Source organism: Pseudolysinimonas sp. (assembly GCF_057350545.1).
The window spans coordinates 12,114-37,698 of sequence record NZ_JBMRCP010000034.1; the positions used below are offsets into that span (position 1 = coordinate 12,114).

A 25,585-nucleotide genomic window follows, 5' to 3' on the forward strand; every position below is an offset into this window, starting at 1 on the left:
CGACCGGACCCATCGCGGAGGGGATGCGGCGCCGCCGTTCCCAACCGTCGGTGACGGATGCCGCGCCCACCAAGCGTGAGCTCCTCCCGCTCATCGAGGCCGCAGCCTCCGTCGCCGACCACGCGTCGCTGCGGCCGTGGCGCGTCATCGCGCTGCGCGGCGACGCCCGGGCGCGGCTCGGATCGGCGATCGCCGAGGCGACCGGGCTCGAGGGGAACGCCGCCGAGAAGATGGCGCAGAAGCCCCTCCGTGCGCCGCTCCTCCTCGCCGTCGTCGTCTCGCCCAAGAAGAGTCACAAGGTGCCCGACTGGGAGCAGGAGACGGTCGCCTCGGGCGTCGCGCACGCCCTGAGCCTCGTGCTCGACGAGGCCGGGTGGGGCGTCATGTGGCGCACCGGCCTGTATACCCGTGCGGCCGCGGTGCACCGGATGCACGGGCTCGGGCCCGACGAGCGCCTCCTCGGGTGGCTCTACGTCGGGGGCAAGGCGAAGAAGGAGAAGTCGGGTCGCCGCAAGCCGGTCAAGGCCAAGGACTACCTCGAGACGCTGCGCTGAGGACGCCCCGGGATCGAGGCCACGAGCACCGCGACGAGCACGAGGCCGGTGCCGACGACCGTGACGAGGTGCAGCCCCTCCCCGCTCAGCGGGAGCAGCAGGTCGAAGCCGACCGAGGCCAGGAGCTGACCGGCCAGCACCGAGAGTCCCATCAGCAGCACACCCGTCGTACGCACGATCACGGTCTGCGCCGCGATGAAGACGCAGCCGTTGACGCCGCCGAGGTAGAGCCACCACTCCCCCGGGAACGTCGGCTCCCATCCGCTGAGCGCGACGTGCACGGCGAGCGCGACCCCGAGCACGGCCGTTCCGACGAGGAAGTTGCCGAACGTCGCCGCGAAGGCCGACCGGGCGACCTGCCGCACCTGCCCGTTGACGGCCTGCTGGAAGCCGACGAGCACCCCCGCGACGAGCGGGATGAGCAGCGCCCAGAGGGGGATGTCGGGTCGCAACCGGTCGGAGACGGCGATGCCCACCGCGACGACGGCGAGACCGGCCCCCAGGATCCGACGCGGCGTCGCGGGCGTCGGCGCCATCCGGGCCAGCCCGCGGTGGTCGAGTACGAGCGAGCTCACGGTCTGCCCGCAGACGACGGCGATCGTGTACATCGCGACGCCGAGCAGTCCGACCGTCAGCCCCTGGCCGAGCACGAAGACGGCACCGCCGACGCCGCCGAGCACGAGCCACCACGGGATGTCGCGCGTGCGCAGCGCGGAGACGACGCGTCCGACGCCGCGTCGACCCGGTCGCCAGAGGAGCAGCCCGAGCGCGAGCAGCAGGAGCCCCGATCCGAACGAGATGAAAGCCGCGAGGAACCCGTCGCCGAGGCGCTGACCGAGCTCGCCGTTCAGGCGCGTCTGCAGCGCCACGAGCACCCCGGTGCCGAAGGCCGCGAGCAACGCGATCGCGAGGCGCGCGCGGGTCGTCTCGGACGGGACCGGGGAGGGTGACGACATCAGTAGGAGAGACCCGCTCTGTAGCGCTCGCGGCGGAAGTGCCGGCCCTTCCCGCGGTTGCGGGCCTTGAAAGTCGGGAGCTGACTGTCGCAGTTGGGACAGATCATCCTGACATTGGAACGCACGTGATTGCTGCCATCCCCGTCGATGTGGTCGAGCACGAACACGAGCGGGGCGCCGTTCCACTCGGGTGGCCGGTGGCAGATCGCGCAGCCGTAGTTCTGGGACATCATGATGAACTCGCGGATCACCCCGGTCAGGGTCTGGTGACCCGGGAGGCCGCTGGCCAGCCAACGCCTGATGCGTCGCTCCGCGAGAGCCTCCTGGTGGCATCCTCCCGAGCAGTAAGAAGCCGCGTGAGTGGTCAATCGCGCGCCGCAGTACCGGCATTCACCGGGATCACGACCGTGTCGGCGCACGCCGTGATTATTCGTCGTCGCAGCGCAACTCCGGGAGCAGTACTTCGGGTTGGTCGTCTCAGTTCCGCAGCGCGCGCAGACTCTCATGGCCGCACGCTAGAACCACCGCCGGACAGAGCCCCCTCCGGGTGTCGATCCCGGTGCCTTCAATTTACAAGATTGACGCTCTGACCAGATGAGCTAAGGGGGCGTGCGCCGTTGAGCGCGGCACCAAGTCTACGGCGTCGGCGTCACGGTGGGGGTGGGCGTCGGCGTGGGGTTCTCGCTGAACGACAGCCCCGCGGCGCGCGCGACGAACTGCGCGAACTCGTTGGGATCGAACGCGGTCGTGTAGGCGAACTCCTGGCCGTTGACGATGATCGTCGGCGTCGACTCGATCGCCGCGACGTCGGTGCCGGCGATCGGACCGGTCAGCGCACGCGTGGTGGCATCCTTCACCCACCGGCGGAACCGCTCGTCGTCGACGCAGTCCTCGATGGCGCCGAGAGGACCCACGCCGGCTTCGCCCGCGAGGGCGACGAGCTCTTCGTTCGACAGGCCGTCGGTGTTCTCCTCCGGCTGGTTCGCGAAGAGCGCCTCGTGGAACGCGAAGAAGTCGTCGGGCGCGAACTCGGCGACGCACGCGGCGGCGTTGGCCGCGCGGAGCGAGTACTCGGTCGGCGACTTCGACGTGAAGATCGCGATCGGGTGGTACTCGACCGTCGCCGCCTCGTTGGCGATCCACTCGCGCAGCTGATCGCCGTTGCGCTCCTCGAAGAGGCCGCAGTTGGGGCAGAGGTAGTCGTAATAGATCTTGATGTCGACGAGGTCACTCGGGTTGGCCTCGGACGCGACGGGCGTCTGGCCGACGCGGAGTGCCGGGGTCTCGGCGGCGACGAAGCCGACGCCGATCTTGATGCCGTCGCTGAGCATGTTCTGCGGTCCGCGGCTTGCCGGCCCCCGCGCGGTCATGAGCACGAGCGTGACGATGAGGCCGACGACGAGCACACCGCCGACGAGGGAGAGGGTGACGGTGATGCGACGGCGTCGGTCGCTCTTGCGGTGGGCGGCGCGCAGCTCGCGTGCGCGCTCCCGCGCGGCTTCGCGCGACTCGCTCATGGAACCTCGTATCGATGGCCTCGGTGGGGTGACAGAGGGCGGCGCCAAAATACTGCACGGCCGCGGTCTGCGGCAAACGCGGTGGTGACCCGCGCGCCGACTCGGCAGCCTAGGACGGCTCGCTGGGAGCGCGCCGGACGACGCCTGAACGCCATCGCCCGGTCGGCGGCTCGTGCGCGACGTGCCATAATCGGGGGGTGTCCGCCGACGACGTCGGACTCGCCTCACCCATTCACCACGGATCGTTCGGCACGTACCTGCCGATGAAGGGAAGTAACTGAATCATGGCTACCGTCACGTTCGACAAGGCCAGCCGGATCTACCCCGGCTCCACCCGCCCCGCGGTCGACCAGATCGACCTGGAGGTCGCCGACGGCGAGTTCCTCGTCCTCGTCGGACCGTCCGGTTGCGGAAAGTCCACCACCCTCCGCATGCTCGCCGGCCTCGAAGAGGTCAACTCCGGCCGCATCCTCATCGGTGACCGCGACATCACCGACGTGCCGCCGAAGGACCGCGACATCGCGATGGTGTTCCAGAACTACGCGCTGTACCCGCACATGACGGTCGCCGAGAACATGGGCTTCGCGCTCAAGATCGCCGGCATCAACAAGGAGGAGCGCGCCCAGCGCGTGCTCGAGGCGGCGAAGCTCCTCGACCTCGAGCCCTACCTCGGCCGCAAGCCGAAGGCGCTCTCCGGCGGTCAGCGCCAGCGCGTCGCGATGGGCCGCGCGATCGTGCGTCAGCCGCAGGTGTTCCTCATGGACGAGCCGCTCTCGAACCTCGACGCCAAGCTCCGCGTGCAGACCCGCACGCAGATCGCCTCCCTGCAGCGTCGGCTCGGCGTCACGACGGTCTACGTCACGCACGACCAGACCGAGGCGCTCACGATGGGTGACCGCATCGCCGTGCTCAAGGATGGCGTGCTGCAGCAGGTCGGCACCCCGCGCGACCTCTACGAGAGCCCGCAGAACGTGTTCGTCGCCGGCTTCATCGGCAGCCCCGCGATGAACCTGTTCGACGCCGACATCGTCGACGGCGGCCTGAAGTTCGGCACCGGCACGGCGAAGATCGAGCGCGAGGTCACGTCGGGCACGAAGGCCAAGAAGGTCACGATCGGCGTCCGCCCCGAAGACCTCACGGTCTCGACCACCGGCACGGGTCTCCCGGTCGAGGTCGACGTCGTCGAGGAGCTCGGCGCCGACGGCTACCTCTACGGCCACACCGACCTCGACGGCACCCGCACCGAGATCGTCGTGCGCGTCGACGGCCGCAACCACCCGAACCCCGGCGACAAGATCGTCGTCAACCCGACGCCCGCGCACATCCACGCGTTCGACGTCGAGTCGGGCGAGCGCCTGTCGAAGCCGGTCGCCGCGACCACGAAGGCGTAACACACCGGTTCTCCCGAAGGCCCCCGTCTCCTCCGAGGCGGGGGCCTTCGGCGTTTCTGCACCGTCGATGGTGCCTCTGTGGAGAGCCGTTGCCGTCCGTGCGACGATCCCGGTAGCGTGCCGGTGATGCTACTCATCCGTAGCATTCCCCGTCTCCGCGGGGTCACAGAGAAGGAGCACTGGATGTCGACATTCCTCACCCACCCGACGATCCGCGCCGACCGACCGGTGTGGCTCATCCTCATTCCCATCGCGGCCGTCATCGCGATGGGCCTGCTCACGGCGTGGTTCATCTACTGCCAGACGCAGGGCGGCTGGCCGGCTCTCGACATGCCCGCCTGGAGCTCCGGCGGCACGTGGAAGGTCTACTGCGCCAAGTAGGCGCGAGACGAGGGGAGGCAGGACGACGATGCACGACATCCTCGACGCGCACGCGCTCACGAAGCGCTACCGGCGCACGACGCTGCTCGACGACGTCTCGATCGCGATCGAGCCGGGCACGATCCACGGGCTGCTGGGTCCGAACGGGTCGGGCAAGACGACCTGCCTCCACCTCGTCACCGGGCTGCTCGAGCCCGACGGTGGCACCGTGCTCGTCGGCGGCGTCGATGTCGCGGCCCCGAGCTCACGAAGGCTGTTCGGCTTCGCGCCCGACGACCTCCCCCTGCCCGGCGCGCTCACCGGGCGGGAGTACCTCGCGGTGCACGACGCCCTGCGCGGGCGCGACGACCGGGCGCGCGCCGCCGAGCTCGCCGACCTCGTGCGCCTCGCCGACGCGCTCGACCGGCCGGTCGGTGACTACTCCCACGGCATGCGCCGCAAGCTGCAGCTAGTCGCCGCGGTGATGCACGATCCACTGCTGCTCGTGCTCGACGAGCCGTTCCGCGGACTCGACCCCGAGTCGGCGGTCGCCCTCCGAGCCCTGCTCGTGGCCTTCGCCCGCGCGGGTCGCGCCGTGCTCGTCGCGACGCACGACCTGCTCCGTGCACACCGCGACTGCGACATCGTCACGATCCTCGACCAGGGCTCGGTCGTCGCCTCCGGTCCGCCGAACCGGCTCCTCGCCGATCACCCCGCTGCCCGCACCCTCGACGACGTCTTCCTCGCCGTCACCGGCCGCGCCGAGGAGGCCGAGCACCGCCTCCAGCGTATCGACGCGGTGTTCGCCCACCTGCCCGCCCGTCCGCATCCCCACCCGGAGAGCTCCCCGTGACCCTTCCCCTCCGCATCCTCCTCCAGACTCTCGCCGGGCTCGCAATCGGCGTGTGCCTCGTCGTCCTCGCAGTCGCGTCCGCCTTCGTGTTGGCGTTCGCGACGTCGAGCCGAGTCACCATCCCGTTCGTCGTCGAGGTGTGGACCCTCCGAGAGCCGAACGGCACGACCGCGCTCGAGTTCGTCCCCGACCCCGGTGGGGCGGGCGTCATCATCCTCGTGTTCGCGGCGATCTACACCGTCGCCACCGTCGCGGGGCGGCGACGCGCCTCGCGGAGGTAGAGGGATGCCGCGGTCCACCCCCACGATCGCCGCCGTCGCCCTGCTGCTCTGGCTCCGCGAGATCGCACGGCTTCTCGCCGTTCCCGTCCGGCGGGTCGTCGCGGCGCTCGTCGTGACGGGAGCGGGCGCCCTCGCCCTCGGAGGGCTGCTCGCCGCGGTCGCCGCGGCGAACCTGCCCGACGAACTTCCGGCCGAGTTGCGGTCAGCCCTCGTCGGCACGTCGTTCGGCGGTGCCGCGCTGACCGCGGGCGCTCTCGGCGTCGCGCTGTGCGTCGCCGCCCCGACACGCACCGCGCTCCAGAACCTGCTCACACTGCTGCCCGTCGGGCCGGTCGCGGCGCGAATCGGACAACTGCTGCCGACGCTCCTCCTCGCGCTCGGCTACACGCTCGCGATCTCCAGCACCGCCGCCGTCGTCGTCGTGCGCACCTCCCGGCAGCCGATCGAGGTCGCGCTCGGGCTCGCGGCCGAGTTCGCGCTCGTCACGACGGTGCTGCTCGTCGCCGTGGGTCTGTTCTCGCTCGTCGAGACGGCCGCGACCCGCGTCGCCCGACTGCCCCACGCCCACGCGACCGCGCTCGCGGGCTCCGCGGCCCTGGCCGCCACCCTGGCTGCGACCGTGCCCGACGTGCTCCTCCCTCCACCCTCACCCGACACCGACCCCGGGCTCGCGGGCTTCCTCCCCCACCGCGCGTTCGCCACCGCCGCGACGGGGGCGCCGAGTGTGCTCGGGTGGCTGACGCCGCTCGCCTGGGTCGCCGTCGCCGTCGGCATCACCGTGCTGGCCGCCCGCGTGCATCGTCCCGCCCCGCCTCCGCGCCGGTTCGTCGTCCCCCGAGGCACACGCCCGCTCCGCGCGACGACGGGGTGGGGGCTGCTCTGGCTCGAGCTCCTCGTGCTCCTCCGCACCCCGCAGCCCGCGCTCGTCGCGCTCGTCATCCCGGTCGCCGTCGCGGGCGTCGCCCTCGTGGCCCGGCTCCCGCACGCCGCGTCGGTGGTGCCGTCGCTCGCGGGAGCCGTCGTGTTACTGCCCGCGATCCTCGCGCTGCACGTCCCGGGCCGCACCCTGCCGTTCGACTGGGTGCCCGACCTGCTCACGGCGCGGCCCGCCGCCCGCCTCCTCCCGCAGTTCACCGCCGTCGCCCTCGTCGCGCTCGCGCTGGCGGCGCCGACCGTCGCGGCGCTCCTCCTCCTCGGACTCGTCGAGCCCGCCGCCGTGGGCGGTCTCGCCGTTCGCGGGCTGCTCGTCCTCACGCTCGCCCTCGCCTGCGGATCCCTCGTGCCGTGGAGCGAGCAGCAGCCCCTCTCGGCGAGCGCGGGCGGCCTGCTCTTCGCGCTCGCGTCCGTGCTCCTCGCTCTCGGGCTCTCCGCCGCGACGTCGGCGCTCGGCGCGGCGGCGGAGCTGCCGCTCCTGGCGGTCGCCGCGGTGCTCACGGGCGCCCTGTTCGCGAGCGCGCGGCTGCGGACGGGAGGTCGACCACATGCGGCTTAGCCTGCGGCGCCGCGTCACAGAGGGCGTCCGCCTCCGCTGCGCCACGGTCGAGCATCCGGGCCTCGGGTGCTCTGCGCCCGTCGGCTCACTCGAGGCGCTCGAGCTCGGGCTCGTCTCGCAGCGCGCCGCACTCACGCTCGGCGAGCGTCGCCTCGATCTGCCGCCCTGGTTCACCTCCGCGGCGATCCCGCTTCCCCACGGCATCGGGGCGGCGACGCTCGCCACGCTCCGCCACCAGGCGTCCGGCATGGCGCCACTGCTGCTCGCCGCGGTCGCCGCTCTTCTCGCCGGGCTCGCGTCGGCATCCTCGGGCCTCGCCGCGGCGGCCGCGCTCGCCCTCCTCGTACTCGTGAGCGTGCTCGTGCACGAACTCGGACACGTCGTCGTCTACCGCATGGTGTTCGGTCGTGCGGGCCCCGCGCTCGTCGTCGTGCGAGGCGCGAGCTGCCACGTCGTGCGACGAGCCGACGGCAGCCGCGCGGACGGCGCCGTCGTCGTCGCAGGAGGTGCGGCACCCGCGCTCGTGGCGGTCACGTCGCTGCCGCTCGTCGGCGTCGCGCCCTACCCGGTGCTGCTCGGCGCGCTCATCGCGCTCGGCCACCTGGCGGCGCTCGCACTGCCGTTCGGAGACGGCGCCTCGCTGCGCAGCATCTCGGCAGCGAGGCGCCGTCGGGCGACCGGCGCGCGGGGCTAGCGCCGCCGGTCAGCGCGGCCGGTCGGCGCGGCCGGTCAGCGTCGTCGCAGGCGCGACCAGGCGGCGAAGCCGACCGCCAGGAGGATCATCACGCCGAGCGCGATGCCCTGGAAGAGCGGGTCGATCCGCAGCAGCGTGAAGCCGTTGTAGAGCATGGCGATGAACAGGATGCCGAGCACGGTGCGCCAGACCGCGCCCTCGCCGCCGAGGATCGAGGTGCCGCCCACGACGATGCCCGCGAGCACCGTGAAGGTGAGTGTCGTCGCGATGGCGTCGTTCTCAGGAGCCGACGGCGTGCGTGCGAGGTCGATGACGCCCGCGACGCCGGCGGCGGCACCCGACAGCGCGAACGTCGAGACGCGCACGACGTTGACGCGGATGCCCGCGAGCCGCGCTGCCTCCGCGTTTCCGCCCGCCGCGTAGATGTAGCGCCCGAAGGTCGTACGCCAGAGCACCACGGCGAGGATGACGATGATGACGAGGGCGATCCAGGTGGGCAGCGAGATGCCGAGCGGCTTGGTCGTGGCGAGCCAGCGGAACTCGGGGAAGTCGACGCGGATCTGGCCGATGCCCTGCTTGCCGAACTGCGACACGAGCTTCGTGGCGCCCAGGATGATGAAGCTCATCGCCAGGGTCGCGATGAGCGGATTGACCTTGAGGTAGGTGCTGATCAGACCGTTCGCGATGCCGATGAGGAGGCCCGCGAGCACGCCCGCCGTGATCCCGAGCCCGGCCCCGGCGGCGCCGCCGACCTTGACGATGACGGTTCCGCAGATCACGGCGGTGAACATGTAGGTGGCGCCGATCGACAGGTCGATGCCGCCCGCGATGAGCACGAGGGTGCTCGCGGCGGCGACGATCAGGATGCCGGACTGCCGATCGAGCACGTTGCCGATGTTCTGCGCACCGAGGAACGCGGGGCTGCCGATCGACAGGGCGACGAACACGGCGAGGAACGGGAAGACGATGGCGATCGAGCGCCACGGCACCCGCTGCCAGAGGTTCGGCGTCGCCGCGACGTCGATGGTCTTGATGCCGATGGTGTCGCTCATGAGTCCTCGCTCGTGATCGGGTCCGCGAAGGCCGCGGTGATGATGTTCTCTTCCGTCATCTGGTCGCCGGCGAACTCCCCCACGACGCGTCCGCCGCGGATCACGAGGATGCGGTGCGCGAGGCCGAGCACCTCCTCGACGTCGGACGAGATGACGAGCACGCCGATGCCCTGCGCCGCCTGCTCGACGATGAGGTCGTAGATGGCGCGCCGCGACCCGACGTCGACGCCGCGCGTGGGCTCGTCGGCGATGAGCACCTTGCGGGCGCGCTGGAGAGCCCGGGCGAAGAGCACCTTCTGCTGATTGCCGCCCGAGAGGGCGGCGACGTTGCGACGGTCGTCACCGGCGACGGTGACGCGCTCGAGGATGCCGCGGGCCTGACGTCGCTCGTGCGCGGGGCGCAGCCAGCCGGCCGTGGCCACCTGGTCGAGATTCGACAGCGTCACGTTCTGACGGATGGGTCGCCCGAGCACGAGACCCTGCTCCTTGCGCGATTCGGCGATGAGGAAGATCCCGCTGCGCAGGGCCGTCGGGATCGACGCGCCGCACTCGACGCCGTCGACCTCGACGCTGCCGCCGTGGCGAGGCGAGGCGCCGTAGATCGCGTGCGCGATCTCGCTGCGTCCCGCGCCCACGAGGCCCGCGAGTCCGACGATCTCGCCGGGGCGGATCGACAGGGATACCCCGTTCACCCCCGGGGCGACGAGGTCGGTCACGGAGAGCACCGTGCCCTCGCCCGCCGGGGCCGGGGGCTTGGGCGGGAACCCCGACCCGAGCGTGCGGCCGAGCATTCCCTCGATGAGCGTCGCCTCGGTCTCGTCGGCGGCCGCCGCGGTGCGGATGAGGTGGCCGTCGCGCAGGATGGTCACGGTGTCGCAGAGCTCGAGCACCTCGGCGAGGAAGTGCGAGATGAGCAGCACGGTGTGACCGGAGGCCGCGAGCTGCCGCACGACCCCGTGCAGCAGCTCCGTGTCGTGCGCGGAGAGGGCAGCGGTCGGCTCGTCCATGATGATGAGCGACGCGCCGCGCGCGAGGGCCCGGAGGATCTCGACCTTCTGCTGGTCGGCGGTGCGCAGCGAGCCGACGAGCGCATCCGGGTCGAGGGTGAAGCCCGTGCGCTCGGCGAGCGCGACGTAGGCCTTGCGCAATTTGCGGCGGCTCACCCAGCCGAGCGTGCGCGGCTCGCGTCCGAGGAAGACGTTCTCGGCCACCGAGAGTCCGGGCACGAGGGCGAGCTCCTGGGCGATCGCCGCGATCCCGCGGTCGAGCGCCTCTCGGGGGCTGCTGAACCGGTGCTCCTCGCCGTCGACGAGCAGGGCGCCCGTGTCGGCCGTGTAGAGCCCCGAGATGATCTTGCTGAGCGTCGACTTGCCCGCCCCGTTCTCACCGACGAGGGCGTGCACCGAGCCGGGCTCGAGCCGCAGGTCGATGTCGGTCAGGACCGGCAGGCCGCCGAAGGACTTGCCGACACCCCGCAGCTCGATGAGGAGCTGCGGGGTGCCGGCGACCGAATCAGTCGGCACTGCTTATCCGGCCCACTCGCCGGTGAACTGGTCGGCCGTGTCCTGCGTGATGACACCGTCGTTCGGGAAGCCCTCGAAGGGGTCGATGTCGCCGCGGTTGTTGCCGTTGCGCAACGCGTCGATCATCGCCTCCATGCCCAGGCGACCCGTCGTGGCGGGCGCCATCAGCACGTCCGAGAAGACGGACCCGTCGGCGACGTGCTCCTGACCCCAGACCGACCCGCCGTAGCCGACGAGCAGGAAGTCGCTCATCGACATGCCCGCTGCTTCGATCGCGAGCGCGGCGCCCTGGAGTCCCTGGTCGGACGTGACGATCGCGTCGATGTCCGAGTTGCCGGTGAGGATGTCGGCGACGGCGGTCTGCGCCGCGGCCGGGTTCCAGAACGTCTCACCCTCGGCGACGACGGTCACGGGGGTTCCCGCGGTCACCTCCTGGAAGGCATCCCACAGCGCGATGCTCACCGCAGAGGTCTTGAGGTCGTGGAGGTACGCGACGTTGCACGGATCGAGATCCTTCGACGCGCACGCCGCGACGGCCTGCTCGCCGAACTTCTCTCCGAGGATCGAGCCGACGAACACGACGTTCGCCGAGAGCCCTTCGAGCTGGGTCGCGCCGCTCGTGAAGTCGTCGCCGAGGATCTGGTCGATGTTGACGACCGTGATGCCGGCCTCGATCGCCTCGCCGACGACGTCGTAGATCGCGGGGCCGTAGACGGGCTGCACGATCATGCCGTCGTACTGACCCGACGCGATGACGTCCTGAATGAGGGTGACCTGGAGGTTGGGGTCGAGGTTGCCGTCGAAGACGGTGAGCTCGGCGTTGTTCTCGTCCGCGACGCGCTGTGCTTCGGCGAGCATCGGCTCGTCATAGGTGTTGGCGACGGCGAACGAGATGTAGGCGATCTGGAGTCGCTCCTCCTCGCCGCCACCTCCCCCGTCGGCCGGGGCGGTGCAGGCGGCGAGCGCGACGGTCGCGACGGCGACCGTGCCGATCGTCGCCATGCGGCGCAGGGTGGTGGAGCGTGACTGCCTCATGACTTCTCCTTTGAAATCGGGCGGGAACCGGCGGATCTCCTGCGACCCGTCGACTGCCTTTCAGCGTCACTGTACATGGCTGTGCGTTTTGAGTGAAACAGTTGGCGGAAAATCGATCAACGGTGTGCGTTGCCGTCGAACTGCGGGGTTGCGGTGGGGATCGCGGCCCGGCAATGTGTAGTGCGACTGAACCGTAAGGGAGCAAGCATGACGCTGAACGTCGACGCCTGGCTGGACGCCTACCGGGTCGCCTGGGAGACCCGCGACCCCGACGCCGCGGCCGCGCTCTTCGCCGAGGATTCGACCTACCTCGAGGAGCCCTACGCCGAGCCCTTCGTCGGTCGCGTCGGCGTGCGGGACTACTGGACTCGGGTCACCGCGACCCAGGAGGACATCGAGTTCCGCACCGGGGAGGCGATCGTCGCGGGCTCGCGCGCCGCCGTCGAGTGGTGGGTGACGCTGCGCAACGGCGGAGCCGAGGTGACCCTCGCGGGCGAGTTCTGGCTCGAGTTCGATGACGCCGGACTGTGCCGCACGCTGCGCGAGTACTGGCACTTCGGTGCAGGACACCACACGCCTCCCGCCACCTGGGGGAAGTGACCCGACCAGCGGGTTGAGTGCCCGGCGCAGCCGGGTGTATCGAAACCCCCACGGGTGACTCGCAGGTGGGGGTTTCGATACACCGCGCTGCGCGCGGCACTCAACCCGCGGGGGGGCTAGAGCAGCGCCGAGACGGGGTTCTCGATCCGTCGCACGAACGCCGCCATCCACTCCGCCGCGACGGCCCCGTCGATGACGCGGTGGTCGGCCGACAGCGTCACCGACATGACGGTGCCCACCGCGAGCTGTCCGTCGTCGACGACCGGCTGCTGCTTCGCCGCCGACACCGCGAGGATGCCCGACTGCGGCGGGTTGAGGATCGCGGAGAACTCGTCGACCCCGTACATCCCGAGGTTCGACACCGAGAAGCTCCCGCCCTCGAGCTCGTGCTGCTGCAGTCGGCCCTCCCGCGCGCGCGAGGCCATTTCGGCGACGGTATCGCTCACCTCGACGAGCGTGAGCCGGTCGACGCCGCGCAGCACCGGCGTGAGCAGTCCCCCGTCGACCGCGACCGCGACCGCCACGTCGACGCCGGTGAAGCGCAGGATGTGGTCGCCGCCCCAGATCGCGTTGGCGGCGGGCACGTCGACGAGGGCGCCCGCGACGGCCTTGAGCACGAAGTCGTTGACACTCACCTTGCGGGGCGCGGCCTCGTTGACCTGGGCACGCAGCTGCAGCAGCCGATCGACTCTGCAGTGTGCCGTGACGTAGAAGTGCGGGACGGTCGTCTTGCTCTCGGTGAGGCGCCGCGCGATCGCCTTGCGCATCCCCGTGAGCTTCTCGGGCGTGCCGAGGGCTCCCCCGGCTGTCGGGGTGACGGATGCCGCGGCCGGGGTCGGCGCAGACGTCGCGCCGTCGAGGTCACGGCGCACGATCCGCCCACCCGGGCCGGTGCCCGCGAGGCCGGCGAGGTCGATGCCGCGTTCGCGTGCGAGCCGACGGACGATCGGGCTCGCGACGAGGCGACCGGAGGCCGATGCCTCCGGCGGAGACGACGCCACCGACGCCTCCGCCGAAGGGTTCTGGGATGCCGCGGGCGCGGGTGTCGCGGGCGCCGTCTCGGGTTCGGGTGCCGCCGACACCGCGGCGGGTTCGGGGGTCGCGGCGGCCTCCGTCGCGGCCACCTCCGTCGCGCCGGCGGCGGCGAGCGCCGAGGCGATCGCGTCGTCACCCTCCCCGTCCGCGAGGATCACCGCGATCGGCACCCCGACATCCACCGTGTCGCCCGCGGGCACGAGCAGCCGCCCGACGGTGCCGGCGACCTCGGCGGCGTACTCGACGACGGCCTTCTCGGTCTCGATCTCGGCGAGCACATCGCCGACGGCGACCTGCTGCCCGGGCTGCGCGATCCAGGTCTGGATGGCGGCCTCGGTGACGCCGGCGAGCGCGGCCGGCATGCGCACGACGTTGGCCATCAGCGACCACCCATTCCTGCGCGCACGCGTTCGAGGCCGGCGACGACCTCTTCGGTGCGGGCGATCGCGGCGCGCTCGAGCACCTTGGAGATGCTCGGGCTCGCCTCGCTGCCGGTGACCCGCTGCACGGGCTGATCGAGCCAGTCGAACAGCCGACGCTGGATCTCGTCGGCGAGCCAGCCGCCGTAGGAGGTGCCCTGCGCGCCCTGCTCGACGATGAGCACGGCGTTCGTCTTCTTCACGCTCTCCTCGATCGTGGTCCAGTCGATCGACGCGCGGTCGAGCCAGCGCAGGTCGATGAGCTCGCCGTCGACGCCCGACTGCTCGATCGCCTCGAGCGAGTGCTTCACCATCGAGAGGTACGAGATCACTGTCACGTCCGACCCCGCGCGGCGGATCGCGGCGGTGCCGGGCGGGATGACGTAGTCGAGGTCGCCCTCGGGCACGAGATCGGCGGTGCCGTAGAGGTCGACGTGCTCGATCACGAGCACGGGGTCCTGCAGCGCGAGTGCGGCGTTCATGAGCCCCACGTAATCAGCGGCCGACGAGGGCGCGACGATGCGCCAGCCCGGGGCCGTCGCGAAGATGCCGGCCGGGTCCATGAGGTGCTGCGACCCGTAACCCGACCCCATCGCGACCTTGGTGCGCAGCACGAGCGGCACCGGGTTGTCGCCGCCGAACATGTGGCGCGCCTTGCCGATCTGGTTGAACACCTGGTCGGCGGCGACCCACATGAAGTCCGGGTACATGAACTCGACCACGGGCCGGAAGCGGCCGTCGAGCGCGAGCCCGCCGCCGAGGCCCGTGAAGGCGTTCTCGCTGATCGGGGTGCCGAGCACGCGCCCGTCCCCGGGCGTGCCCTCGCCGTACTTGGCGAAGAGTCCCTTCGTGGCACCGTTGGTGCCGCCGGAGAGCCGATGCACGTCTTCGCCCATCACGACGATGCGAGGGTCCTGCTCCATCCGGCGGTCCATGACGCCGGCGACGGCATCCACGAATCTGATGTCGGTCCAGCCGCCGGTGTGCGCGGTCGGCTCGGCCACCCGCAGGTCGGCGAGCTCGCTGCCGTCGCCGCGGATGCCGACGTCGACGAATCCGGGATCCGGCCACAGGGCGGGGCGGATGCGGCGCTTCCCCGGGTTCTCCGGGTCGGCCTCGACGAGCTCACCGGACACCTCGGCCATGACCTCCTGCGCGGTGGCGCGCACGGCAGCGGCGCGGTCGGCGTCGAGCAACCCGAGCTTCGTCATCTCGGTCGCGACGCGCTCGAGGGGGTCGCGCGCTCGCCAGGTCTGCTCCTCGTCCTTGGTGCGATACCCGAAGGCGCTCCCGGGGTACGGGCCGTTCTGGTGGAAGAAGCGGTAGACCTCGGCCTCGACGACCGCGGGACCCTCGCCCGCGCGCATCCGCTCGGCCGCCTCCTCCATCGCGAGGTGCACGGCGAGCGGGTCCATGCCGTCGACGCGCCACCCCGGGATGCCGAAGCCCTGCCCGCGCACGGAGAGTCGAGTGTCGGCGGTGATCTCCGACACGTGGGTGGACACCCCGTACAGGTTGTTCTCGATGAAGAACGCGACGGGCAGCTTCCAGGTCGCGGCGAGATTCATCGACTCGAGCACGGAGCCGATCTGGCTCGCGCCGTCGCCGAAGTAGTTGATCGTGAGGTCGGTGGTGCCGGAGTGCTTCTGCGCCCACGCGTTGCCCGCGGCCATCGCGGCACCGCCGCCGACGATCGCGTTGGTGCCGAGCGCGCCGGCCTCGAACCACTGGAGGTGCATCGAGCCGCCGCGTCCGCGGCAGTAGCCGTCGGCGAGCCCGAGGATCTCCGCGAGAGTACGACGCAGCACGGTGCGGATGTCGGGGGTGACGAGGTCGTCGAGGTCGAGGGTGCCGCCCGAGACGTGCGTGATCGCCTTCGCGAGGAACTGGTGGTGCCCTCGGTGGGAGCCGTTGACGGCATCCGTCGACCGCAGTCCGACGATCGAGCCGACCGCGCCGCCCTCCTGGCCGATGCTCGAGTGCGCGGGTCCGTGCACGAGGCTCTCGGCGGCGAGCTCGAGAACGGTCTCCTCGAACGCCCGGATGAGGTGCAGCTGGCCGAGCATCGTCGCGAGGAGCGCCGGATCGGCGGCTTTCCAGTCGGCCGCGGTCGTCGTCAGTTCGATCCAGGGCGTCCCGGTCTGCAGGCTCCGTCGCTTGGGCATGGCGGCAGAGTATTCGGATTGAATCCAATGTGCAAGCGATACGCCCGGAACACAGGGTTGACCTCCGTACAGACCCTGCTATTGTATCCAACATGGCAGGGATGCCCGGAATGCGCGGCGCCGATCACTTCGGCATCACGGTGCCCGACCTCGACGAGGCGGAGCGCTTCCTCGTCGACGTGCTCGGCGCCCACCACGTCTACACCCTCGGCCCCAAACAGGCCGACGACGACTGGATGACCGAGCAACTCGGCGTGCATCCGCGCACCGTCATCCGTGAGATCCGGTTCTACCGGCTCGGGTCGGGCACCAACCTCGAGGTCTTCCACTACGACGCCGCCGACGGCCAGGCCGGTCCGCCGCGCAACAGCGACATCGGCGGCCACCACATCGGGCTCTACGTCGACGATCTCGATGCCGCGGTCGCGCACCTGCGTTCCCACGGCGTCGAGGTCATGGGCGTGCCCATCGCGAGCGCGGGAGCGTCGGCAGGCCAGCGCTGGATCTACTTCCGCGCCCCCTGGGGTCTGCAGTTCGAGCTCGTGAGCTATCCCGGCGGCAAGGCCTACGAGGCCGACAGCCCCGTGAAGCTCTGGCATCCCGCGCATCCGGCAGAATGAGCGCTGTGACGGATGCCGCGCCGCCCACGGCGTCCCACGGGGCGTCGGGCGCTCGCATCGCCGCGGAACTGCGCGACGCCATCCTCGCCGGCGAGTACGCACCCGGCACGCGCATCCGCCAAGACGACCTCGCCGACCGGCACGGTGCGAGCCGGCTGCCCGTGCGCGAGGCACTCAGGATGCTCGAGGCCGAAGGCCTGCTCACCCTCGTGGCGAACACGGGGGCGTGGGTCGCCACGCTCTCCCTCGCCGACTGCGAGGAGCTCTACCGCCTCCGCGAGCGCATCGAGCCGCTGCTCCTCTCGTACAGCATCCCCTTGCTCCACGAGGGTGCGATCGAGCACCTCGGCGAACTCGCCGACGCGATGGAGACGGCCGACGACGTCGAACAGTTCCTGGCGCTCGACCGCGACTTCCACCTCGGCAGCTACGCCGCCGCCGACACGGCGGTGCTCGGCGACCTCGTGCTCGGGCTGTGGAACCGCACCCAGCACTACCGCCGCGCGTTCACCCGGGTCTTCCGCTCCGTGGGGGAACGCGACGTGCACCACGACCACCACCTCCTCGTCGCGGCCATCCGTCGCCGCGACATCGAGGAGGCGGAACGCATCCAGGCAGCCCACATCCGTCGCACGCGCCTCGAGCTCGCGCGGCATCCCGAGATTTTCGAGTAGAGCACGAGGAACGCATGGCCATCGCAACCGTCAACCCCGCCACCGGCGAGACCGAGAAGACCTTCGAGGCGCACACCCCCGCCGAGGTGGAGCGCCGCCTCGGCCTCGCCGCGGCCGCGTTCGAGACACTCAAGGGCACGACGTTCGCGCAACGCGGAGAGTGGATGCGCGCGGCCGCCGACCTGCTCGACGCCGACCTGGAACCGCTCGCCGAGATCCTCACGCGGGAGATGGGCAAGCCGATCGGTGCCGCCCGGGCCGAGGTGAAGAAGTGCGCGAAGGGCATGCGGTTCTACGCCGAGCACGCGGAGGGCTTCCTCGCCGACGAGCCGCTCGACGACCCCTTGGCCGTCGGAGCGTCGCGGGCCGTCGCGCGCTACCAGCCCCTCGGCGTCGTGCTCGCCGTGATGCCGTGGAACTACCCGCTCTGGCAGGTCGTGCGCTTCGCCGCCCCCGCGCTCATGGCGGGCAACACGGGCGTGCTCAAGCACGCCTCGAACGTGCCGCAGTCGGCGCTCTACCTCGACGAGCTGTTCGCGCGCGGCGGGTTCCCCGAGGGCGCGTTCACGACGCTCCTCATCGGATCGGCCGAGGTGAAGGCGGTGATCGAAGACCGTCGGGTTCGCGCCGTGACACTCACCGGTTCGGAGCCCGCCGGCCGATCGGTCGCCGCCACGGCCGCGGCCCAGGTGAAGAAGTCGGTGCTCGAGCTCGGTGGGTCCGACCCCTTCATCGTGATGCCGAGTGCCGACCTCGAGAAGGCGGTCGCGACGGCGGTGGATGCGCGCACGGTCAACAACGGGCAGTCCTGCATCTCGGCGAAGCGCTTCCTCATCCACGACGCCGTGTACGACGACTTCGTGGAGCGTTTCACGGCCGCGATGGCGGGGCTGCGCATGGGCGACCCTCTGTCGGACGAGACGCAGATCGGACCGATCGCCACCGCCTCCGGCCGTGACGAGCTCGCCGAGCTCGTCGACGACGCGCGCGCGAAGGGTGCGGACATCCTCACCGGTGGCACGATCCCGGACGGGCCGGGTTGGTTCTACCCGCCGACCGTCGTCACGGGCGTCACGCCTGCGATGCGCCTCCACCTCGAGGAGACCTTCGGCCCGGTCGCGACGGTATACCGGGTGAAGGATGCCGACGAGGCGATCGCCCTCGCCAACGTCACCGACTTCGGGCTGTCGTCGAGCGTCTGGACTCAAGAACCGGGAGAGCGCGACCGCTTCACGCGCGAGCTGGAGGCCGGCGCGGTCTTCGTCAACGGCATGACGATCTCCTACCCCGAGCTGCCGTTCGGCGGCATCAAGAACTCGGGCTTCGGCCGCGAGCTCGCCGCGGCCGGCATCCGCGAGTTCTGCAACCTCAAGACCGTCTGGGAGGCCTGACGTGGCGCGCCTCGGATTCCTCGGCCTCGGCACGATGGGCCGAGAGATGGCGCGCCGCCTCGTCGACGCCGGGCACGAGGTCGCCGTCTGGAACCGCTCCGCCGAGCCGGTCGACGAACTCGTCGCGGCGGGCGCCGTGGCTGCCTCATCACCTGCCGAGGCACTCGCCGCCCCGATCTCGTTCTCGATGCTCGCCAACGACGAGGCCGCCGACAGCGTGCTCTCCGCGGGGAACCTCGCGGGAGATGCCGGCCGCCTGCACATCGCGATGGCCTCGCTCAGCCCGGCCGCGGCATCCCGTCTCTCGGAGCGGGCAGCGGGGGCGGGCGTCGCCTACCTCGCCGCCCCCGTGCTCGGCCGCTTCACGGTCGCCGCGGCGGGCGAGCTCAACATCATCGCCGCGGGCGCCGCAGCCGACCTCGAACGCGCGGCCCCGTACTTCGACATCCTCGGCAAGCGGGTGTGGACCGTCGGCGCCGAGCCGCGGATCGCGAACGTCGTCAAGGCGGCCGTCAACTACGACATCATCCACGCGTTCCAGGCGATCGCCGAGTCGGTCGCGCTCGTCGAGGCGAACGGAGTGGAGGCCGCCCAGTTCACCGAGTTGCTGTCGTCGACGCTCTTCCCGGGTCCGGTCTACACGGGCTACGGCGCGATGATCGCGGAACGCCGCTACACGCCGCCCGGTTTCACGATGGCGCTCGGCTCGAAGGATCTCGGCCTCGCCGAGACGATCGCGGCCGAGGCGGGCATCGAGCTGCCGACCGCGCCGGTGCTGCGTCGGATGTTCGATGCCGCGCTCGCCGCCGACGACCTCAAGGACGTCGACTGGTCGGGCGTCGCCGAGATCACCCGGCAGCAGCGCTTCTGAGCGCTGCTTTCCGTTTTCAGGACTTCGTGTTGCAGGAGTCTGCTCGTGGGGACGGCGACACGACTTCTGTTGACTTGAGCCCCACACTGCCCTGAAAACGGAAAGCCCCCCGGCGTTGCTACGTCAGGCGCCACCCGCGGTCGATGTAGATGCTCTCCCCCGAGATGCCCTGGTTGCGCAGCAGGAACTGGGTGGCATCCACGATGTCGCCCATCGTCGCGAGCTCCCCGCCGGGGGTGCGGCTCGTGTACTGGTCGAGCACGCCCTCGGGCTTGTTCGCCCAGAACGGGCTGTCGCCGATGATGCCGGGGTGGATCGCGTTGACGCGGATGGGCGTGAGTTCCAGGGCGAGCGTGCGGGTGAGCCCCTCGACGCCGCCGTTGATCGTCGAGACCGTCGTCGACCCCGGGTACGGGGCGTCCTTCGCCCGGCCGCCGAACAGCACGATGCCGGTCTCGCGCGACGGCTCGAGGCGGTCGAGCAGGGTGTGCACCGTCTCGGCGTAGCCGACCAGCTTGAGGGTCACGAGACGGCGGGCCTTCGCGATGTCGTAGTCGCGGATCGTGTTCGCGTCGCGTTCGATCGCGGCGAGCACGAGACCGTGGATGCGACCGAGCCCGGCGAGCTGCCCGGCGATCGACTCGGGCTCCGAGATGTCGAGCGCGACGTGCGAGGCGTCGGGGCCGAGACCTTCGGCGATCGTGCGGCAGTTCTCGTCGTCGCGGCCCGTGATGACGACCTTGTCGCCGCGGGCGATGACGTCTTTCGCGAGCTCGAGCCCGATGCCCGAGGTGCCTCCGACGATGAGGATGGTGCGGGATGACATGCGGCTCCTTCGCTGCGAGTCGGGTGGGAGACAGGTGCTACGGCTTCTTCTCGCCGCGCCCTTCGGGGGTGTTGAGGTGCGATTGGGCGTCGCGCGCGGCGACCATGGGCCCGTCGAACGAGTAGTAGCGCGTGCCGGCGATGAGCAGCTCCTCGGCGGGGAACTTCGTGATGACCTCGCATCCCGTGGCGGTCACCACGACCTCCTCCTCGATGCGCGCAGCACCCCAGCCGTCGGCGGAGGGCCAGTAGGTCTCGAGGGCGAACACCATGCCCTCTTCGAGCACCTCGGGGTGGTCGAGCGAGACGAGGCGGCTGAAGATCGGCTTCTCCCAGATGGAGAGCCCGACGCCGTGCCCGTACTGGAGGGCGAACGCGGCCTCTTCGTCGGCGAAGCCGAACTCCTGCGCGGTCGGCCAGACGCTCACGATGTCGGCCGTCGTCGCGCCGGGCTTCACGAGGGCGATCGCCCAGTCCATGTACTCCCGCGCGCGCTTGTACGCGTCCCGCTGCGCGACCGAGGCCGAGCCGACCGCGAAGGTGCGGTAGTAGCACGTGCGGTAGCCGTTGAACGAGTGCAGGATGTCGAAGAACGCGGGGTCTCCCGGACGGATCAGCCGGTCGGAGAACACGTGCGGATGCGGCGAGCAGCGCTCCCCCGAGATGGCGTTGACGCCCTCGACGTACTCGGAGCCGAGGTCGTAGAGCGTCTTCGCGACGAGCCCGACGGCCTCGTTCTCGCGCACCCCCGGCTTGAGGAAGCGGTAGAGCTCGTCGTAGGCGGCATCCACCATCGACGCGGCCTGCGTGAGCAGCCGGATCTCGTCGCCGGTCTTGATGCGGCGGGCCTCCATGAAGAGCTGCTGCCCGTCGACGACGTGGATGCCGGCCTTCTGCAGCGCGAAGAGGATTGGCAGCTCGATGACGTCGACGCCGAGAGGCTGATCGGCGATGCCGAACTTCTCGAGCTCCCGCTTGATCTTCGCGGCGACCTCGTCGGCGATGCCCGCGTCGGGATGGAACGCGCCGCGGAGCGTCGAGATGCCGGCACGGGCACCGCCCTCGAGCCGCGGACGGGTCGCGCCCTCGTGCGGCGCGTTGGGGTCGGCATCCATCTCGGCCGTCGTCACGTCGAGCCAGGGGTTGTACAGCTGATGATGCTTCGCCGCAGAGCCGAAGTCCCACGAGATCGGATCGGAGTTGCGCGTCAGCAGCGCGAAACGGATGAGCTTGTCCATCGCCCACGTGCCGATGTGGGTCGCCGTCATGTACCGGATGTTGGAGAAGTCGAACGCGAGCACCGCACCGAGCTCGCTGCGCTCGAGCTGCGACTTCAACCGGGCCAACCGCTGGGTGCGCAGCCGATCGAAATCGATCCGCGCCTCCCAATCGACGGCGTTCATGCCCGTGGTAGCGGTGTCCTTCATCGGATCCTCCGGTTGGCGCGTGGTGCGTACACTCCCGCCGTGCGTTAAGCAGGGCGGTATATCTGTTTAGCATAGTTGAACAGCACGTCAACAGAGCCGCGTACTATCATCGCCTTACGCGGGGCAGGCAACCGGGGATTGCGCCCGGGCTGAACGGTTCGACACCCTCCGCAGAGAGGATCCGGAGCCGTGACAGCGGACATCGGCGGACGGCTCCGCGAGGCACGTCTCGAGCGCGGCCTGAGTCTGCGCAGCGTCGCCCAGGAACTCGGCGTCTCGGCGTCTCTCATCTCCCAGGTCGAGACGGGCAAGACCCAGCCGTCGGTCTCCACGCTCTACGCGATCGTGAACCACCTCGGCGTCTCGATGGACGAGCTGCTCGGCACCGGACCGCGCCAGCCCGTCGAGCCGGGCGAACCGCCGCTCATCTTCGGCCACAGCGGACCCATCCTGCCCGCCGTGCAGCGTGCGGGCGAGAACCCCGTGCTCGAGATGGAGAACGGCGTGCGCTGGGAGCGTCTCGCCGTCGGCGAGGGTGGGCCGGCCGACGCCCTGCTCGTCACCTACGAACCCGGCGCCACGAGCTCGATCGAGAACAAGCTCATGCGGCACTCCGGCATCGAGTACGCCTACCTCCTCGAGGGCGAGCTCACGCTGCAGCTCGACTTCGACACGCACGTGCTCGGCCCGGGCGACTCGCTGCAGTTCGACTCGGTGCGGCCGCACCTCTACTCCAACCGCGGCACGACGCCGGCCCGCGGGCTGTGGTTCGTCGTCGGACGCCGTCAGCACAACCAGGCGATGCCGGCGCCCGCGGGCACGGTCGCCGACGCACGCCCGCAGTCCGGCGCCGAACTCACCTCGGCCGTCGACGTGCTGCAGGCGATGGATCGGCTGAACTAGCCCCGGTCGTGCGCGGCCGGCCGTGCCACGGTCGCCCACGGGTCGATGAGCGTCTTGATCTGCCGCGCCGTGCCGTCGACGAGTGGCTGGATGCCGTCCGTCACGAGCGCCTCGAGCGGGATGACCTCGCCCGCGACGTCGCTCCAGTCCGGCCGGGTGCCGAGCAGTCGCACCGCTTCCGGCAGATCCTCCGCGTAGACGTGCGCGACCGTGCCGACGATCGTGAGCTCCCGCATCGTCCAGTCCGAGAACAGCACATCGATCGGGGCCTTCTGGATGCCGACGGGCACGATCGTCGCGCCGGGTCGGGCGGCCTCGAACACCGAGTCGATGCCGGGCCGGCTGCCGCTCACCTCGAAGAAGACGTCGGCCTCCATCCCGAGCTCGTCGAGCTTCTCGGTCAGCGTGGACGTGCCGGCGACGAGCTTCGCGTGCGCGCCGAGGGTCATCGCGAGATCGAGTCGCTCCTCGTCACGGTCGACGACGAGCACGCGCGCGCCGACGGCCGCGGCCGCGACGGTGATGAACGTGCCGATCCCGCCGACGCCGACGATGACCGCATCCTGCCCCGCGCGCAGCCCGCTGCGTCGCACCGTATGCACGGCGATCGACATCGGCTGGGCGAGCCCGAGGGTGTCCATCGGAAGCCCCGAGTCGCTCACGTCGAGGAGCGTCGACGCGGGAGCGACGACGTAGCCCTGCAGGCCGCCGTCGTGCTGCAGTCCGAGGGTCGAGTACTCCCGGCAGAGGTTCGTGCGACCCGTGCGGCACATCTTGCACTCACCGCACGCGATGCCGGCGCCGGCGACGACCGAGGCACCGGGCGGGAAACCGGCGACGCCGGGACCGGTGCGCTCGACCGTGCCGGCGAACTCGTGGCCGAGCACCATCGGCGGACGCGCGAGCACGGGGCCGCGCGCGTACTCGGTGGCGTCGCTGCCGCAGATGCCGCAGACCCCGACCCTCACGAGTACCTCACCCGGTCCGGGCTCGGGCACCTCCCGCTGCTCGAAGACGATGTCGTTCGGGCCCCGATAGATCGAGGCGGAGTACTTCTCGGTCACAGACGTGCGTCCTCCGGTACGGGGAGCTGCGCCGCCATCCGCGACTCGAGCATGCGCCCCATGTGGTTCTCGTACACCGCGGCGTGCGCCGGGGAGTCGAGGTAGGCGGTGAGGCCCGCCTCGTCGCGCACGATCGCGGCGACCGCGTAGTCCGCCCCCGGCCGCAGCCGCAGGTTCTCTCCGCACCGGTACGACACGAGCTCCGGGATCCCGTCGGCCATCGCCTCGAGGGCGGAGGTGAGCGCGGCGACCTGGTCGGCGCTCACCCCCTCCTTCCAGGTGAACGCGACGAGATGCAGGATCACGACTCGGCCTGCACCTGGGCGGCGCCGCCGTCGGTGTACGTGTACGGGTTCTGGATCGGCTCGTCGCGCTCGATCTCGGGGTGCATGCCCGCGGTCCACGCCTCGGGTCCGAGCTGCGACCGCACGTGCTCGACCGAGGCCGCGACCTTGTCGGCGATCGGCTTGAGCGGCAGCCCGATGCGCTTGCCGTCGTACTTCACGACCTTGCCGTTGACCATGACGGTGTGGATGTCGGCGGTGCCCGCCTGGTAGACGACGTGCGCCTCCGGGTAGACGATCGGCGTCATCGCGGGCGACTCGTCGTTCTTGATGAGCAGCAGGTCGGCCTTCTTGCCGGGCGTGATCGACCCGAGGTCGTGCTCGCGTCCGATCGACTTCGCCCCGCCCATGGTCGCCATGTAGAGCACGTCGCCCGCGGTGAGGCGGTTGGCGACGATCGTCTCGTTCTTCGCGTGGGCCTCGAGGTGGTCGCGCGACCGGTCGGCGGAGAGCGTCGCGCGCATCGCCGAGAAGAAGTCGGCACTCCACCACACGCTCGTGTCCATCGACAGCGAGGCGGGGATGCCGTGGCGGCGGATGGTCCACGTCGACGGGTACCCCTGGCCGGCGCTCTGCTCGCTCTCGGTGGCGACGGAGACCGTGCCGCCCGACGCGGCGATCTTCTGGTAGCTGCTCTCGCCGAGGCTCGTCGCGTGCACGTAGGTGACCTTGTCGGTCATGTAGCCGGCATCCCACATCTGGTCGATCGAGGTGTCGGTCGTGGCGCCCCACACACCGGCGTGCGTGGTGACCCGCAGGTCGAACTCGCGGGCCGTGAGGAAGCCGCCCTCTTCGGGGAACTCGGGGGCGCCCGTGACGTCGAATGCGATCTCGAAGTCGATGAGGTCGTGCGTGCCGATGTTGTCGGAGAGGAACTTCTTGAACGCGGGGTCGGCGGCCCAGTCGTTCGGGCTGCCCATGTGGTTGCCGTACGCGAACACGAAGCGGCCCGGGATGTCCTTCAGCGCCTGGAGCGCGGCCTCGCCGTGCTCGAGACTGCGCAGGCCATGCGACCAGTCGAGGGTCGTCGTGACGCCGGTGTCGACCGACTCGAGCGCGCTCAGCAGGTTGCCCGCGTAGATGTCCTCGGGGCGGAACGCGAACCCGTGCTGGAGGTAGTAGAAGACGAAGTACTGGCTGAGCGCCCAGTCGCCGCCGTAGCCGCGCAGGTTGGTCTGCCACATGTGCCGGTGGGTGTCGATGAAGCCGGGCGTGATGATGCCGCCGGTCGCGTCGATCTCGAGCGCGTCGGCGGGGACCTCGAGCTTCGGTCCCACCGCGGTGATGGTGTCGCCGGTGACGAGCACGTCGGCGTTCTCGAGCGTGCCCGCGGTGTCGACCGTGATGACGGTGGCGTTGCGGAAGACGACGGGCCGACCGGCGGGGAACTCGTCGGCGCGGGGCTGGGGGTTGGACATGTCTCTCCAGTCGACGTTGAGTGGATCAGGATGCGATCGGGCCGCTCCCGTGTTCAGTGAGGCTATACGTAGTGTGCGTTGCGAACAAGCTTTCCGGGGCCCGTCGGCCCTCGGGCTCTGA

The 25,585-nt window shown here is 70.7% G+C and carries 26 protein-coding genes and 1 tRNA gene; 13 read left to right on the forward strand and 14 right to left on the reverse strand.

Annotation, left to right across the window (positions count from 1 at the left end; translation table 11 throughout):
* Positions 1–23: 23 nt before the first annotated feature.
* Positions 24–554: a nitroreductase family protein gene (locus ACO1X9_RS04775; protein ID WP_486349723.1), complete on the forward strand. Its 531-nt coding sequence runs from the start codon at positions 24–26 to the stop codon at positions 552–554.
* Here ACO1X9_RS04775 and ACO1X9_RS04780 read toward each other — a convergent pair.
* From ACO1X9_RS04780 to ACO1X9_RS04795, 4 genes are all read right to left on the reverse strand, one after another.
* Positions 533–1,510, reverse strand: coding sequence for a DMT family transporter (locus ACO1X9_RS04780; protein WP_486349689.1), 978 nt, complete (start codon positions 1,508–1,510; stop codon positions 533–535). The genes ACO1X9_RS04775 and ACO1X9_RS04780 overlap by 22 nt on opposite strands.
* Positions 1,510–1,761: a hypothetical protein gene (locus ACO1X9_RS04785; RefSeq protein WP_486349690.1), complete on the reverse strand. Its 252-nt coding sequence runs from the start codon at positions 1,759–1,761 to the stop codon at positions 1,510–1,512. Before ACO1X9_RS04785 ends, ACO1X9_RS04780 begins: the two co-directional genes overlap by 1 nt.
* Positions 1,762–2,045: 284 nt before the next feature.
* Positions 2,046–2,119: transfer RNA gene (locus ACO1X9_RS04790), tRNA-Thr, on the reverse strand.
* A gap of 26 nt (positions 2,120–2,145) precedes the next feature.
* Positions 2,146–3,027 (reverse strand): DsbA family protein, encoded by an 882-nt coding sequence (locus ACO1X9_RS04795; protein WP_486349691.1) that lies wholly within the window; start codon positions 3,025–3,027, stop codon positions 2,146–2,148.
* Between the two features lie 284 nt (positions 3,028–3,311).
* Here ACO1X9_RS04795 and ACO1X9_RS04800 point away from each other — a divergent pair, with 284 nt between their 5' ends.
* The 6 genes from ACO1X9_RS04800 (at position 3,312) to ACO1X9_RS04825 (ending at position 8,098) form a co-directional block, all read left to right on the forward strand.
* Positions 3,312–4,418, forward strand: coding sequence for an ABC transporter ATP-binding protein (locus ACO1X9_RS04800; protein WP_486349692.1), 1,107 nt, complete (start codon positions 3,312–3,314; stop codon positions 4,416–4,418).
* Between the two features lie 183 nt (positions 4,419–4,601).
* Positions 4,602–4,799, forward strand: coding sequence for a hypothetical protein (locus ACO1X9_RS04805; RefSeq protein WP_486349693.1), 198 nt, complete (start codon positions 4,602–4,604; stop codon positions 4,797–4,799).
* A 28-nt stretch (positions 4,800–4,827) separates the two neighbouring features.
* Positions 4,828–5,631 (forward strand): ABC transporter ATP-binding protein, encoded by an 804-nt coding sequence (locus ACO1X9_RS04810; RefSeq protein ID WP_486349694.1) that lies wholly within the window; start codon positions 4,828–4,830, stop codon positions 5,629–5,631.
* A complete protein-coding gene (locus ACO1X9_RS04815) occupies positions 5,628–5,912 on the forward strand; it encodes a hypothetical protein (protein WP_486349695.1) in 285 nt (94 codons plus the stop codon). Before ACO1X9_RS04810 ends, ACO1X9_RS04815 begins: the two co-directional genes overlap by 4 nt.
* A 4-nt stretch (positions 5,913–5,916) precedes the next feature.
* Positions 5,917–7,404, forward strand: coding sequence for a hypothetical protein (locus ACO1X9_RS04820; RefSeq protein ID WP_486349696.1), 1,488 nt, complete (start codon positions 5,917–5,919; stop codon positions 7,402–7,404).
* Complete coding sequence (locus ACO1X9_RS04825) at positions 7,394–8,098, forward strand: hypothetical protein (protein ID WP_486349697.1); 705 nt, start codon at positions 7,394–7,396, stop codon at positions 8,096–8,098. The genes ACO1X9_RS04820 and ACO1X9_RS04825 overlap by 11 nt, the downstream gene beginning before the upstream one ends.
* A 35-nt stretch (positions 8,099–8,133) precedes the next feature.
* Here the strand turns inward: ACO1X9_RS04825 and ACO1X9_RS04830 are convergent, their stop codons facing one another.
* Genes ACO1X9_RS04830 through ACO1X9_RS04840 form a run of 3 tightly spaced genes read right to left on the reverse strand, consistent with a single transcriptional unit; the run spans position 8,134 to position 11,708 of the window.
* A complete protein-coding gene (locus ACO1X9_RS04830; RefSeq protein WP_486349698.1) occupies positions 8,134–9,150 on the reverse strand; it encodes an ABC transporter permease in 1,017 nt (338 codons plus the stop codon).
* The gene (locus ACO1X9_RS04835; RefSeq protein WP_486349699.1) at positions 9,147–10,673 is read right to left on the reverse strand and encodes a sugar ABC transporter ATP-binding protein; all 1,527 of its coding nucleotides are present in this window, start codon (positions 10,671–10,673) and stop codon (positions 9,147–9,149) included. Before ACO1X9_RS04835 ends, ACO1X9_RS04830 begins: the two co-directional genes overlap by 4 nt.
* 3 nt (positions 10,674–10,676) lie before the next feature.
* Complete coding sequence (locus ACO1X9_RS04840) at positions 10,677–11,708, reverse strand: sugar ABC transporter substrate-binding protein (protein WP_486349700.1); 1,032 nt, start codon at positions 11,706–11,708, stop codon at positions 10,677–10,679.
* A 207-nt stretch (positions 11,709–11,915) separates the two neighbouring features.
* Between ACO1X9_RS04840 and ACO1X9_RS04845 the strand changes: the two genes are divergently transcribed.
* A complete protein-coding gene (locus tag ACO1X9_RS04845; RefSeq protein WP_486349701.1) occupies positions 11,916–12,308 on the forward strand; it encodes a nuclear transport factor 2 family protein in 393 nt (130 codons plus the stop codon).
* A 116-nt stretch (positions 12,309–12,424) separates the two neighbouring features.
* Here ACO1X9_RS04845 and ACO1X9_RS04850 read toward each other — a convergent pair whose 3' ends face one another.
* Positions 12,425–13,723 carry a dihydrolipoamide acetyltransferase family protein gene (locus ACO1X9_RS04850; RefSeq protein WP_486349702.1) on the reverse strand — a complete coding sequence of 433 codons (1,299 nt, stop codon included), beginning with the start codon at positions 13,721–13,723 and terminating at the stop codon, positions 12,425–12,427.
* Positions 13,723–15,927 (reverse strand): alpha-ketoacid dehydrogenase subunit alpha/beta, encoded by a 2,205-nt coding sequence (locus ACO1X9_RS04855; RefSeq protein ID WP_486349703.1) that lies wholly within the window; start codon positions 15,925–15,927, stop codon positions 13,723–13,725. The genes ACO1X9_RS04850 and ACO1X9_RS04855 overlap by 1 nt, the downstream gene beginning before the upstream one ends.
* A 92-nt stretch (positions 15,928–16,019) precedes the next feature.
* Here ACO1X9_RS04855 and ACO1X9_RS04860 point away from each other — a divergent pair, with 92 nt between their 5' ends.
* Genes ACO1X9_RS04860 through ACO1X9_RS04875 form a run of 4 tightly spaced genes read left to right on the forward strand, consistent with a single transcriptional unit; the run spans position 16,020 to position 19,483 of the window.
* Positions 16,020–16,547, forward strand: coding sequence for a VOC family protein (locus ACO1X9_RS04860; protein WP_486349704.1), 528 nt, complete (start codon positions 16,020–16,022; stop codon positions 16,545–16,547).
* Positions 16,544–17,221, forward strand: a complete 678-nt coding sequence (locus tag ACO1X9_RS04865) for a GntR family transcriptional regulator (protein ID WP_486349705.1) — start codon at positions 16,544–16,546, stop codon at positions 17,219–17,221. The genes ACO1X9_RS04860 and ACO1X9_RS04865 overlap by 4 nt, the downstream gene beginning before the upstream one ends.
* Positions 17,222–17,235: 14 nt before the next feature.
* Positions 17,236–18,612, forward strand: a complete 1,377-nt coding sequence (locus ACO1X9_RS04870; protein ID WP_486349706.1) for an NADP-dependent succinic semialdehyde dehydrogenase — start codon at positions 17,236–17,238, stop codon at positions 18,610–18,612.
* Position 18,613: 1 nt separating this feature from the next.
* Entirely contained in the window at positions 18,614–19,483 is an 870-nt protein-coding gene (locus tag ACO1X9_RS04875; RefSeq protein WP_486349707.1) for an NAD(P)-dependent oxidoreductase, read from the forward strand.
* A gap of 118 nt (positions 19,484–19,601) precedes the next feature.
* Here the strand turns inward: ACO1X9_RS04875 and ACO1X9_RS04880 are convergent, their stop codons facing one another.
* Together ACO1X9_RS04880 and ACO1X9_RS04885 are read right to left on the reverse strand one after the other, a co-directional pair.
* Positions 19,602–20,309: an SDR family NAD(P)-dependent oxidoreductase gene (locus tag ACO1X9_RS04880; protein WP_486349708.1), complete on the reverse strand. Its 708-nt coding sequence runs from the start codon at positions 20,307–20,309 to the stop codon at positions 19,602–19,604.
* Between the two features lie 37 nt (positions 20,310–20,346).
* Entirely contained in the window at positions 20,347–21,735 is a 1,389-nt protein-coding gene (locus ACO1X9_RS04885) for a M24 family metallopeptidase (RefSeq protein ID WP_486349709.1), read from the reverse strand.
* Positions 21,736–21,924: 189 nt separating this feature from the next.
* Between ACO1X9_RS04885 and ACO1X9_RS04890 the strand changes: the two genes are divergently transcribed.
* The gene (locus ACO1X9_RS04890; RefSeq protein ID WP_486349710.1) at positions 21,925–22,638 is read left to right on the forward strand and encodes a helix-turn-helix domain-containing protein; all 714 of its coding nucleotides are present in this window, start codon (positions 21,925–21,927) and stop codon (positions 22,636–22,638) included.
* Here the strand turns inward: ACO1X9_RS04890 and ACO1X9_RS04895 are convergent.
* From ACO1X9_RS04895 to ACO1X9_RS04905, 3 genes are read right to left on the reverse strand one after another with little or no spacing between them, the layout of a single operon-like run.
* A complete protein-coding gene (locus tag ACO1X9_RS04895) occupies positions 22,635–23,702 on the reverse strand; it encodes a zinc-dependent alcohol dehydrogenase (protein ID WP_486349711.1) in 1,068 nt (355 codons plus the stop codon). The two genes, ACO1X9_RS04890 and ACO1X9_RS04895, sit on opposite strands and share 4 nt — an antisense overlap.
* Complete coding sequence (locus ACO1X9_RS04900; RefSeq protein WP_486349712.1) at positions 23,699–24,007, reverse strand: Dabb family protein; 309 nt, start codon at positions 24,005–24,007, stop codon at positions 23,699–23,701. The genes ACO1X9_RS04895 and ACO1X9_RS04900 overlap by 4 nt, the downstream gene beginning before the upstream one ends.
* Positions 24,004–25,464, reverse strand: a complete 1,461-nt coding sequence (locus ACO1X9_RS04905; protein WP_486349713.1) for an amidohydrolase family protein — start codon at positions 25,462–25,464, stop codon at positions 24,004–24,006. The genes ACO1X9_RS04900 and ACO1X9_RS04905 overlap by 4 nt, the downstream gene beginning before the upstream one ends.
* Between the last annotated feature and the right edge of the window lie 121 nt (positions 25,465–25,585).